The following is an 11,124-nucleotide window of genomic DNA, read 5'->3' on the forward strand; positions in this document are numbered from 1 at the left end:
GCACCAGTAGACCTGTCTAGCCTCGTGGGTGGAAGTGATCAATACGGTCACCGATGGCACTATGAGGAGGTACTGGACATGGCCGAGCACGCGCTCATCGAGGCTGTTTGTGGGGCGACGCACAGGTCGCGTTGGCCTGCACCAGTAGACCTGTCTAGCCTCGTGGGTGGAAGTGATCAATACGGTCACCGATGGCACTATGAGGAGGTACTGGACATGGCCGAGCACGCGCTCAAGGACAAGGTCGCGGTCGTCGGCGGGGGCGAGAAGAACCTGGGTGGGCTGCTCAGCAAGTCGTTCGCCGAGGCCGGGGCCAAGGTCGTGGTGCATCACCACACGTCGGAGAAAGAGGCAGAGGAGACCGTCCGGGCCATCGAGGACGCCGGAGGGCAGGCGGTGTCCGTGCAGGGCGACCTGACGGACGTGGCGAGTGTGCGGCGGTTGTTCGACACCGCGGTGGACACCTACGGCGGCGTCGACGTCGCGGTGAACACGACCGGGATGGTGCTGCGCAAGCCGATCCTGGAGACCACCGAGGAAGAGTACGACCGCATGTTCGGCATCAACGCCAAGGCTGCGTACTTCTTCATCCAAGAGGCGGGGCGCCGCCTGAACGACCACGGCAAGATCATCAGCCTGGGCACCTCCCTGCTGGCCGCCTTCACCGACGGTTACTCCACCTACGCGGGCGGCAAGGCGCCGCTGGAGCACTTCACCCGGGCGGCGGCCAAGGAGTTCGCCGACCGGTCGATCTCGGTGAACGTCGTGGCGCCGGGGCCGATGGACACGCCGTTCTTCTACCCGCAGGAGACGCCGGAGCGGGTGGAGTTCCACAAGTCGCAGGCCATGGGCAACCAGCTCACCCACATCGATGACATCGTCCCGCTGATCAGGTTTCTGGCCGTCGAGGGCTCCTGGATCACCGGGCAGACACTGTTCGCCAACGGTGGCTACACCACCCGATGAAGCCGCACACCAGGGCCGGCCGCGCTCGTCGACGCGGTCGGCCCCGCGGGCGGGCGCACGCCGTATCCGATTCCGGCACGAGGGGGTCAAGAGGTGGCTGCCGAGCTGACTGCTCCCGGGGCGTGGGCGCAGAGCGAGCGGCGGGGCGGTTCCCCGTGCCGGTGCCGCAGGGGGGTGAACTGACCCCGTGGGCCTGGACCTGCACAAGCTTGAGCACCTGATCGCGGTGGCCGAGGAGGGCAGCATCACCCGCGCCGCCGCCCGCCTGCACCTGTCCCAGCAGGCGCTGTCCACCTCCATCCGCGTCCTGGAACGCGAAGTAGGCGTCCCCCTGCTGGAGCGCACCGCCACCGGTGTGATGCTGCTGCCTGCGGGCGCCGCCCTGGCCGAGGACGCCCGGATCCTGCGGGGCACGGCACGCTCCGCCCTCCTGCGGGCCCGCCGCATCGGCCGCGGCGAGCAGGAAGTGCTGCGCCTGGGTCACACCCCGGCCGTCACCGGGGAGGAGATCATCGCCTTGCTGCGGCAGGTGGGGACCGTCCACCCCCACCTGGCCACCGACGTCAACCAGCGCTACCCGGCCGAACTGACGGACGCACTGCTGGCCGGAGACCTCGACATCGGGCTGTGCCGGGCCATGACCCCGCCACACGGACTGGCCCGCACCACCCTGGGCCACCAGCCGCTCAACATCGCCGTCGCCGCCGACCACCCCCTCGCCACACACACTTCCGTGGCCCTGTCGGACCTCGCCGACCAGCACTTCATCGTCTGGGGCCAACCCGGGCACTCCGGCTACACCGACCTGCTCATCAGCCACTGCCACGCAGCCGGCTTCGACCCCCGCACCGAACGCACCGTCCTCCAGGGCACCCCACCCGCCACCGCCGTCATCGGCACCGATCGTCTCGCCTTCGTCACCACGGCCCCAGGCCGAGCCGCGGGCGGCGCCGCCGTCGTCGCCCTCAGCCCGCCCGTCCACGCTCCCCTGCACGCCCTGTATTCCCCACAGGCCACCAGCCCCACCAGAGACGCATTCCTCACTACCGCCACCCTGTGAGGGCCAATCTTCCACGAAGTCGCCACCGCCCAGACCCGGGACCTCTCGACCTGGCTCGGCAACCGTCAGGTGTGGCCGCAGGAGACGAGGACGACGCCGACACCGCCCAGGTGCGCATCCATACGCACGCCTTCCCCTCACCACAGAGTGAAAGGCCACAGTCCAATGCACCCGAGACCCTCCTCGCCCTGCACCGTGCCCGCGGCGTCGAACTGCGCGCCGAAACCGACACGCACCGTCTTGCCGCAACGGTCCGGCAACCCCGGGACCTCCGCGCCCGTCTCGGCTGGACCCTCGTGGAAGTCGGACTCCGGCTGACTGCCGCCCCCAAGACGGCAGCCGCCATTCCAGGCGTCGCAACGGCCTTCACTCCGCACGGCCTGACCGCGTTCCTGCAGAACGCCGGCCTGCAGGGCCGGGGCGACGGGACGGACTCCAGGCAGCACTCGCACAAAGCAGGAACGGTGTCACCGGCGTTGGCGTGGCACCGCACGGGTGGCCACCCCGCGCCGAACAACGTGATCATCGGACAGGGAAGGCGGCGGACCCGTCACCCGGAATACGGCAGGACGCTGCGGTCCTCCTGCTCGGGCCCGACGACGCCCCTGCCGTTCAGTGGTCGTCCCAGTGGCCCTCGTGAGCCGCGTGGCGGTGGCCCTCGTGCACGTAGTCCATGTGGTCACCGTGGGGAACCGCCACGTGACCGCAGCCCTCGCCGTGCGCGTGGGAGTGTTCGGCGTGCTCCCGGTGCCCGTCGACCTCGCACTCGTCCACGTGGCCGTCGTGCTCACGGTGCAGATGCCCGTCGTGTACGTAGTCGACGTGTCCGTCGTGAGGAACCGCCACGTGACCGCAGCCCTCGCCGTGCTTGTGTTCGTGTCCGGGGTGCGGTTCATGTTGCAAAGATGTCGCCACTTCGCTCATCTCCGTGAAATCGGACCACCGCCCGTGCTGGACGACAGCCTCCAATGTCCTTCCCGTTTTCTACCCTCGCGGGCAGGGCTCCCTTGGAGAACACACGTCGGCAAACAGGCTAATTGCGCACGAACAGTGTCGACAACGACTTTCGTTGCTGTATCCGCCAATGCATCTCCCCCGGTTCCGGTGTGCACCGTCGGCTCCGGGACCTAATGAGGGGCGAACCTCAGATGCGGAGCGACACTGCGGAGTTTCTCGCAGGTCTCCTCGGTCTCGCGTTCCGGGCTGGACTGGGCGGTGACTCCCGCGCCCGCGCGCAGATATGTCTCCTCGCCCTCGCCGATGAGGGTGCGCAGGACGAGGGCGGCGTCCAGGGCTCCGCCGGCGCTCCCCCGGAAGACCGCCCCGCCGTACAGCCCGCGGAGACCTTCCTCGTGGCGGGCCAGGGCCTGGAGAGCGGAGCGTTTGGAGACTCCGGTGGCGGTGATCGCGGGAAAGAGGGAGGCGAAGGCGTCCCACGGTCCGGCCTCGGTTCGCAGTCGGCCGGTCACCCTGGAGGCGAGGTGCTGCACCGACCCGCGCGGCCGGACTGCCATGAACTCCTCGGCCGCGACGGAACCGGGCCGGCACACGGCGGCCATCTCGTCCCAGGCGAGGCGTACGGACACGGCGTGCTCGTGTATCTCCTTGGGGTCGGTGAGCAGTTCCGTGCGTAGGCGCTCGTTCTCGGCCGGGTCCGCCCCGCGTGCGCGGGTGCCGGCGAGCGGCTGGGTGCTGACACGTCCGTTCTCCCCGACCTCCACGACGGTCTCCGGGCTGAACCCGGCCGCCCGGTAGCCGCCGATGTCCAGCAGATAGGAACGGGCGGGAGTGTTGGCCCGGCGGCCCGCCAGGTAGGTCGCGGGGAAGTCCACGGGTGGTCCGGCGGGCAGTGGAACCTTTCGGGAGACGACGGCCTTCTCCAGGAGCCCGGCACGTATGTCCGCGACCGTGCGCGACACCGCGCTGCCGTAGGCGGCGGTGCCGGCCGCGACGGTCCGCTCAGTGACCTCCGGAGTGGTCCCGTCGGCGGGGAGTTGTCGTGTCGTCGGCTCCGCCAGCAGGTCGGCGACCTTGCGGAGCCACGCATCGTCCACCGCGCGGACCACGGTCCGGTCGCCGGTGAGGGTCACCTCGACGGACGGGATCAGTGCGTGCAGCAGCGGTCCGGCGCCGGCGTCCGAGGGATCAGCGTGCAGGATATGGGCGAGTTCGAAGGCCGCCCAGCCGTAGAAATGACGTCCGCCGTCGTGCGCACCGTGCACCGCGGACAGGGCACTCAGTGCGGCGGCGAACGCCGTCAGCGGCCTGCCGCCGGTGGGGCAGGTCCAGGTCCGGCCCGCCGCCCGCGCGGTGATGGTGGTCGGGTGCGCGGTGAGGCTTACGGCGGAGCCCGCCGCGAAGTGCCAGACACCGCCCGCCGCCTCGTAGACCATGTACTGGTCGGCGAGCTCGGCTTGGGCGAGGCGGGTGCTGGTGGCCGCGGGGTCGTGGCGAGGCCCCAGAGTTGTCGAGCGCTGGAGTGGGGGGACGGAACCCGCCCACGAATCCCAGGTGTTGTCGCTCAGGCCGGTGCTCATCGTGTCGTGCCTTCCCTCTGACGCTGCTGCTGTGCCCGGTGGGTCGCCGGTGCCGGGTGCGGGGTCATGACCGTGCCGCCTCCAGCCGCCAGCCGTGGGCCCGCGCCCGCCGCTGCCAGAAGGACGCGTAGGTTCCGTCCGCCGTGACCAGGTCGTCGTGTGTGCCTTGTTCGGTGATCCCGCCGTCCTCCAGGACCAGGATCTGGTCCGCGTGCACGACGGTGCTCAGCCGGTGGGCGATGACCAGCAGCGTCTTGCGGTGGGCGAGGGCCCGCACGGCCTCGGCGAACAGTGCCTCGTTCTCCTGGTCGAGTGCGGCGGTGGCCTCGTCGAGGACGAGGATCGGCGCGTCCTTCAGCAGTGCACGGGCGATGGACACGCGCTGACGCTGCCCGCCGGACAGCCGCGTGCCGCCCTCCCCCACCTTGGTGTCCCAGCCGTCGGGCAACTCCGCGATCACCCGGTCGAGTCCGGACAGGGCAGCGGCGTGCGTCAGTTCGTCCGGTGCGGCTTCCGGGGCCGCGATCCTGACGTTCTCCTCGATGGTGCCGTCGAACAGGTAGACGTCCTGGAAGACGAGGGAGACGTGTGCGGCCAGGTCGTCGGCGGTGATCTCGCGGACGTCGACGCCGCCGATGCGAACGGTGCCTTCCGTGGCGTCACGGAAGCGGGCGATCAGCGCGGCGACCGTGGTCTTGCCGGCGCCGGAGGGTCCCACCAGGGCGGTCATGCTGTGTTCGGGCAGGCGGAAGGTCACGTCGTTCAGGACCGGGCGGGCGGAAGTCCCGTCTGCCGTCCCGGTGTCGTAGCGGAAGCCGACCCCGGCGAACTCCACGCCCGCGCCCCGCGGTGTCTTCGGTTCGGCCGGCTGCGGGAAGGGCGGCTCGTCGAGGACGGCGCCGAGCCGTTCCAGGGTGTTGCGGGCGATACGCATGCCCGAGCCGGCTTCGGCGGCGGACGCCACGCTGTCGATGAGGCGGACCAGCAGCACCAGGAGTGCCAGGAGGGCGGGGACGGTGAGCGACCCGTCGAGCTGCCAGGACACCCCGAGTGCGAGCAGCAGGGCGAAGACGAGCCGGGTGGCGAAGGTGAAGGAGACCAGGCCGGGCAGGCCGCGGACGATGAGCCGGCGGTCGGCGCGCGCCTCGGCCAACAGGGCGTCGTCCAGCGCCCCGTAGCCCTCCGCGGTGCGGCCGAAGGCCCGTAGGACCGGCTGGTTGCGGGTGTATTCCAGGACCCGGTCGGCCGACTCGCCGATCGCGGCGTCGCGGCCGAGGTCGAGCCGGCGCATCAGTGCCGTGCTCGCCTGCTGCACCGCGAACAGCACCGGCACGCAGGCCAGGAGCACCAGTGCGGTGCGTACGTCGAAGAAGAAGGTCGCGACGACCAGCGTCACCGGGGTGAGCAGGGAGGTGATGAACGGTCGGAGCAGGTGGGCCGGTGTGCTCATCACCTGGATGACGTTCTGCCCGGCGAGCCTGCTGAATTCGGCCGTGCGGCCGGCGGTGAACCAGCCCAGCGGCAGGCGCAGGGCCTGGTCCGCCATACGGCGGTGGAGCACCCGGGAGAGCTGGGATCCGACCGTGAAACCGCCGCTGACGGCCGCGCCCTGGAGCGCCGCGTAGACGAGTACGCAGCCGGTGAATCCTGCCAGCCAGGGCCATACGTCGTCCGGGTCCGTGCCGAGCAGGGCCTTGAGGACGGGCACGAGGAGGGCGAAGGCGACGCCCTGGAGGACGGCCGCGCCGGACTGGAGGAGCACCAGCCGGTTCAGTGGGCGGGAACCTTCCGGCCCCAGGACGCGGTAGAGCTGACGGATCATCGTGCACTTCCCTCTCGGATGTCGTCCGCCGCACCACGGGCGCCCACGGGTGCGGACCGGTGGTGCGGTACGCCGTCGGTCTCGTCCGGGCCCGCGGTCCGCTGGGCCTGCCAGAGCACGGCGTAGCGGCCGCCGGCGGCGAGCAGGTCGTCGTGGCGGCCCTGTTCGGTGACGCGTCCGTCCTCCAGCACCACGATCCGGTCGGCGGAGCGGATGGTCGACAGCCGGTGGGCGATGACGAGGAGGGTGCGGCCGGCGGCGAGGGCGGACAGGCCGTCCTGGATCAGTGCCTCGGAGTGCGGGTCGGCGTAGGCGGTCGCCTCGTCGAGTACGAGGACGGGCGCGTCGGCGAGCAACGCCCGTGCGATGGACAGGCGTTGCGCCTCGCCGCCGGAGAAGGTGACGGCCGTGCCGAGTTCGGTGGCGTAGCCGTCGGGCAGGGCCGTGATGCGGTCGTGGATGCGGGCGGCTCGGGCGCACCGCTCGACCTCCTCGTCGGAGGCGTCGGGGCGGCCCAGGCGGATGTTGTCGGCGACGCTCGCCCGCAGCAGCCGTACGTCCTGGAGGACGAAGCCGACGCGTCGGTACAGCTCGGTGGCGGGAATGTCCCGCAGGTCGGCGCCGCCGAGGGTAAGCGTGCCGGCGGTGGCGTCGTGGAAGCGGGGCAGCAGCGACGCCAGGGTGGACTTGCCCGAGCCGGAGGGGCCGACCAGCGCGGTGACCGTGCCGGGCGCGAGGTCGAGGTCGACGCCGCTGAGGACGTCGGTGTTCCCGTCGTAGGAGAAGGACACCCCCCGCAGGCGGACGTGGTGGCCGTCGGGGAGGACCGCGGCCGTCGGCTCGGGCAGGGTGGGGGCGTCCAGCAGGTCGGTGATGCGCACGGCGGCGGCCTGGCCGGCCCGGATCTGCTGGATGCGGGGGCCGACGACACCCATGGGGGCGGCGACGGCGGGGCCGAGCAGGAGGAAGGGGACGAGTTCGGCGCCGGTCGTCCAGTCCTGCGTGACGAAGAGCGCGCCCAGCCCGGTCAGGAGCAGCAGGACCACGGCGGGGGCGACCACCAGGATCGCGGCGGTGGAGGGGGGCAGGGTGGACCGGACCCAGCCGGAGAAGAAGTCGGCGAAGCCCTCGGTCGCGCGGACGAACCTCTCGTGGGCCTTGCCTCCGCGTCCGAAGCTCTTGAAGACGGCGATGCCGGAAGCGAACTCCACGGCGGCGGCGGAGATCCGGCCCACCGCGGCACCGAACTCGGCCATCTGGGCCGCGGCCCCGGCCATGGCCCGGCTGAACAGGAACACGCCCAGCAGCAGGGGCACCACGCTGACCAGGGCCAGGCGCCAGTCGACGGTGAGCAGGTAGGCCAGGACGAGCACCGGGGCGGTGAGGACGGAGACGACGTCGAGGAGGGTGTGGGCGAACAGGGTGTGCAGCGCGCTCACGTCGTCCTGCACGGCCTGCTTGACCTCGCCGGTGCCTCGTTCGGTGAGCCGGCCGAGCGGCAGCCGCCCGATGTGCCGGGCGAGCCGGCGGCGGAGGGCGAGCTGAAGGTCGTTGTCGGCGATGTGGGCGAGGGCGCCGGCCGCCGTGCCGCACATGAGGGCGACGAGGCCGGCCGAGCAGGCCAGCGCCACCAGCGGCCAGAGCGCGTCGCCGTCGGCCGGGGAACCCGTGGTGAGGCGCTCGGCGACGCGGGAGACGGCGATGAACGGCACCACTCCGGCGAGGGCGGCGGCGGCCTGGAGACCGACGGCGAGGGCCAGTCGTCCGCGGACGGGCGCGGCCAGCGTGCGCAGTGGCCGTGGCGGGTTGTCGGGGGTGCCCGCGCCGTCGGCTGCGGTGTCCGGTGCTGCCGGGGGCGGGCCGGGCTCGGGCGGTTGTGACTTCACTTGACGAGTACTCCGATTTCGGGGATGGGCCTGCCGCCCGCCTCGGTGATGCGGCGGCTGGTCATGCCGGCCTCGCGGGCCAGCACGGCGACGTCGAAGGTGTGCCAGTCGTAGCTGTCGGCGACCTCGCGGACGGTGCGGCCGTCGCGCAGGACCTTCCAGGTGGTCGTGAACCGCATGGCGTCGCCCTCGGTGGGTTCGCCGCCGATCCACCACTCGTACGTCTGGCGGCCGATGGTCTCCCGCAGGGACATGACCGGGGGGATGACGCGGGGCGAGGAGACCCCCATCAGTTCCACGACGACGGGCGCACCGTCGGGCAGGCGGTCCGCGAGCCGCTTCCACAGCGCCACGCGTTCGGGGACGGTGAGGTGACCGGCCACGCCGAAAACGACGACGGCGGAGAGCCGGTCGGGCAGGACGAGGTCCTGGGCGGCCCCGTCCACGACGGTGACGCGCCGGCGCAGGTCCGGGTCGCGGGCGATGCGGGAGGTGAGCATGGCGCGCATGGTGGCGGACGGTTCGGCGGCGAGGATCTCCGCGTCCGGCAGGGCGGCGGCGATGACCTCGGTGACGCGGCCTGTGCCGGCGCCGATCTCGAGGACGGGGCCGTGGGAGACGTCGAGTCCGGTGAGGACGCGGGTCAGCGGCGGGCCGCTGCTGGCGGTGTGCCGGGTGGCGACCAGTTCGTAGAACTCGGCCGAGGTCGAGTAGTAGTCGATCACGATGCTCTCCGGGCTGGGGTGGCCGGGCGGGCGGGCTCGGTGCGGCGGTTCACGGGGTGCTCGGCCAGGTGTGCGTGCCGCCGGTGGTCAGCGACGGGTCCAGCCTGCGCAGGACGGTGGCCACGACCTCACGGCGTCCGGGGGTGAGGTAGAAGTGATCGCCGGGGAAGACGCGTACCTCGGTGCGGGCGGTGGTGAGGTCCGCCCAGCCGCCTGCCCGGTCGCGGCTGCGTTCCTCACCGAGTTCCGGGTCGGCGCCGCCGGTGAGGACGTGCAGGGGGCAGGACAGCGGCTTCCGGTCGGGTGGCCGGTACGTCTCGATGATCCGGTAGTCGTGACGTACGGCCGTGAGGATCAGGGACCGCAGCCCGGGATCGTCCAGGATCTCCTGGCTGGTCCCGCCAAGCCGGGCCAGTTCGGCGCTCAGGGTGTCGTCGTTCTGGCGGTGGAGCTGCCCGGTGACGGCCGTACCGGGGGCGGCCCGGCCGGACGCGAACAGGCGGCGCGGGCCCGGGAGTCCGCGGCGGTTCAGCTCGTGGGCGAGTTCCCAGGCCACGGCGGAGCCCATGCTGTGCCCGAACAGGGCGTACGGCCGGTCGAGCAGCGGCGTGACGGCGTCCGCCACCGCTGTCGTCAGCTCGCTCATGCCGGCCGCCTCGGGATCCTCAAGGCGCTCCTCGCGGCCGGGGTACTGGACGGCGAGCAGTTCGACCTCGGGGGGCATCAGTGCCGCCCAGGGCCGGTAGAAGCTCGCGCTGCCACCGGCGTGCGGCAGGCAGATCAGCGTGAACCGGGGTGCGGTGCCGCCGTTCCACCGTCTGATCCAGGGGCTGTCGGCGCGCGCCCCGCGTGCGGAGGACCGGGGGAAAACGGTCACCAGGTCACCCTCATCTCTTCGAGGCCGAAGGTGGCGGAGTCGTGCTTGATCACGACGTCCTCCCGGTCCCCCGCGAGGCGGAGGGTGGGGACGCGGCGGACGAGCGTCTCCAGGGCGACCTCCAGTTCCAGCCGGGCCAGGTGCTGGCCGACGCACTGGTGGACGCCGTAGCCGAACGCGACGTGGTGGTTGTCGGTGCGGTGGAAGTCGACCCGCTCCGGCTCGTCGAACTGCTCGGGGTCGTGGTTGGCCCCGGCCAGGAGGGCGATGACGCCGTCGTCGGCGGGGATCGTCCGGCCGGACAGCTCGATGTCCTCGGCGGCCACGCGCAAGGGGATGGAGTCGGCGACGGACAGGACACGCAGGAGTTCGTCGACGGCGGCCGGCATCAGGGAGGGGTCCCGGCGCAGCTCCTCCATCAGCTCCGGCCGCTCCAGCAGGAGCAGCGTGCTCAGGGCGATCATGCTGGTGGTGGTCTCGCGTCCGGCGTTGATCGTGATGCCGAGGGTCGACAGGAGCTGGTCCGTGGTCACGTGGCCGGGGACGAGGTGCTCGGTGACGAGCTTGGAGACCAGGTCGTCGCGGGGCTCCTCCCTGCGCCTGCCGATCAGCTCGGCGAGGAGGCCGAAGAGATCGCCGAGGGCCTCGGAGACCTGCTCGGCGGTGCTGTGGCGGGAGCCGGAGACGCGGGTGACGTCCCGGAAGAACTCCAGGTTCTCCCGGGGGATGCCGAGCAGTTCGCAGATCACCGAGGTGGAGACGGCGTTGGCGTACGCGGAGACGAAGTCCACCGGGCCGTCGGCGGCGAGCATGTCGTCGAGGATCTCGTCGACGCGGGCCTGGACGGCCGGGCGCATCGCGCGCACCCGGCGCACGGTGAACACCGGCAGGAGCATGCGCCGGTACTTGGTGTGCTCGGGGGCGTCGGTGCGGATGAAGGGGCGGAACCTCGCCCCGGCCTCCTGCTCGCCCTCTCCGAGGGCCGGGAAGTCGGGGCGGCGGATGTCGGCGCTGACCCTGGGGTCGGAGAGCAGTTCGCGTACGTCGTCGTAGCGGGTGACCACCCAGGCCTCGCGCTTGGTCGGCAGGGTGACGCGGGCGACCGGCTCGTGGGTGCGCAGCGCGTCGTACTCCGCGGGCGCCGCGAAGGGGCAGCCGCGCTGGACGGGGAAGTCCCGGGGCGGGGACGCGGAGTCCGTGCGGGGTTCGCCGGGGGGCAGGGGCGCCGTAGGGGTCTCGGGGCTTGTCATG

General features: G+C 71.9%; 9 protein-coding genes. 2 read left to right on the top strand and 7 right to left on the bottom strand.

Annotated elements, in window-relative coordinates:
• The first annotated feature begins 216 nt into the window (after positions 1-216).
• Both ACIQFU_RS08520 and ACIQFU_RS08525 read left to right on the top strand, forming a co-directional pair.
• Positions 217-966, top strand: a complete 750-nt coding sequence (locus ACIQFU_RS08520) for an SDR family oxidoreductase (RefSeq protein ID WP_402550056.1) — start codon at positions 217-219, stop codon at positions 964-966.
• A gap of 187 nt (positions 967-1,153) precedes the next feature.
• Positions 1,154-2,026, top strand: coding sequence for a LysR substrate-binding domain-containing protein (locus tag ACIQFU_RS08525; protein WP_402550057.1), 873 nt, complete (start codon positions 1,154-1,156; stop codon positions 2,024-2,026).
• 612 nt (positions 2,027-2,638) lie between these two features.
• On the opposite strand, the gene ACIQFU_RS08530 is transcribed toward ACIQFU_RS08525, so the two are convergent.
• The 7 genes from ACIQFU_RS08530 to ACIQFU_RS08560 all read right to left on the bottom strand — a co-directional run bounded on the left by ACIQFU_RS08530 (position 2,639) and on the right by ACIQFU_RS08560 (position 11,123).
• Positions 2,639-2,950: a hypothetical protein gene (locus ACIQFU_RS08530; protein ID WP_402550059.1), complete on the bottom strand. Its 312-nt coding sequence runs from the start codon at positions 2,948-2,950 to the stop codon at positions 2,639-2,641.
• A gap of 203 nt (positions 2,951-3,153) precedes the next feature.
• On the bottom strand, positions 3,154-4,563 hold the full coding sequence (locus ACIQFU_RS08535) for a salicylate synthase (protein WP_402550061.1): 1,410 nt from the start codon (positions 4,561-4,563) through the stop codon (positions 3,154-3,156).
• 64 nt (positions 4,564-4,627) lie between these two features.
• Positions 4,628-6,385: an ABC transporter ATP-binding protein gene (locus ACIQFU_RS08540; RefSeq protein WP_402550062.1), complete on the bottom strand. Its 1,758-nt coding sequence runs from the start codon at positions 6,383-6,385 to the stop codon at positions 4,628-4,630.
• Positions 6,382-8,271 carry an ABC transporter ATP-binding protein gene (locus tag ACIQFU_RS08545; protein ID WP_402550063.1) on the bottom strand — a complete coding sequence of 630 codons (1,890 nt, stop codon included), beginning with the start codon at positions 8,269-8,271 and terminating at the stop codon, positions 6,382-6,384. The genes ACIQFU_RS08540 and ACIQFU_RS08545 overlap by 4 nt, the downstream gene beginning before the upstream one ends.
• Positions 8,268-8,996 (bottom strand): class I SAM-dependent methyltransferase, encoded by a 729-nt coding sequence (locus ACIQFU_RS08550; RefSeq protein WP_402550065.1) that lies wholly within the window; start codon positions 8,994-8,996, stop codon positions 8,268-8,270. Before ACIQFU_RS08550 ends, ACIQFU_RS08545 begins: the two co-directional genes overlap by 4 nt.
• Before the next feature lie 49 nt (positions 8,997-9,045).
• The gene (locus tag ACIQFU_RS08555; protein ID WP_402550067.1) at positions 9,046-9,873 is read right to left on the bottom strand and encodes a thioesterase II family protein; all 828 of its coding nucleotides are present in this window, start codon (positions 9,871-9,873) and stop codon (positions 9,046-9,048) included.
• Complete coding sequence (locus ACIQFU_RS08560; protein WP_402550068.1) at positions 9,870-11,123, bottom strand: cytochrome P450; 1,254 nt, start codon at positions 11,121-11,123, stop codon at positions 9,870-9,872. The genes ACIQFU_RS08555 and ACIQFU_RS08560 overlap by 4 nt, the downstream gene beginning before the upstream one ends.
• Between the last annotated feature and the right edge of the window lies 1 nt (position 11,124).

Origin of the sequence: Streptomyces sp. NPDC093065, assembly GCF_044754585.1 — a bacterium.
Lineage (GTDB): Bacteria > Actinomycetota > Actinomycetes > Streptomycetales > Streptomycetaceae > Streptomyces.

Bases quoted from the DNA above. Each gene is read 5' to 3' on its own strand.
- ACIQFU_RS08520 (WP_402550056.1), top strand. From the start codon at position 217: ATGGCCGAGCACGCGCTCAAGGACAAGGTCGCGGTCGTCGGCGGGGGC.
- ACIQFU_RS08530 (WP_402550059.1), bottom strand. From the start codon at position 2,950: ATGAGCGAAGTGGCGACATCTTTGCAACATGAACCGCACCCCGGACAC.
- ACIQFU_RS08535 (WP_402550061.1), bottom strand. From the start codon at position 4,563: ATGAGCACCGGCCTGAGCGACAACACCTGGGATTCGTGGGCGGGTTCC.
- ACIQFU_RS08540 (WP_402550062.1), bottom strand. From the start codon at position 6,385: ATGATCCGTCAGCTCTACCGCGTCCTGGGGCCGGAAGGTTCCCGCCCA.
- ACIQFU_RS08560 (WP_402550068.1), bottom strand. From the start codon at position 11,123: ATGACAAGCCCCGAGACCCCTACGGCGCCCCTGCCCCCCGGCGAACCC.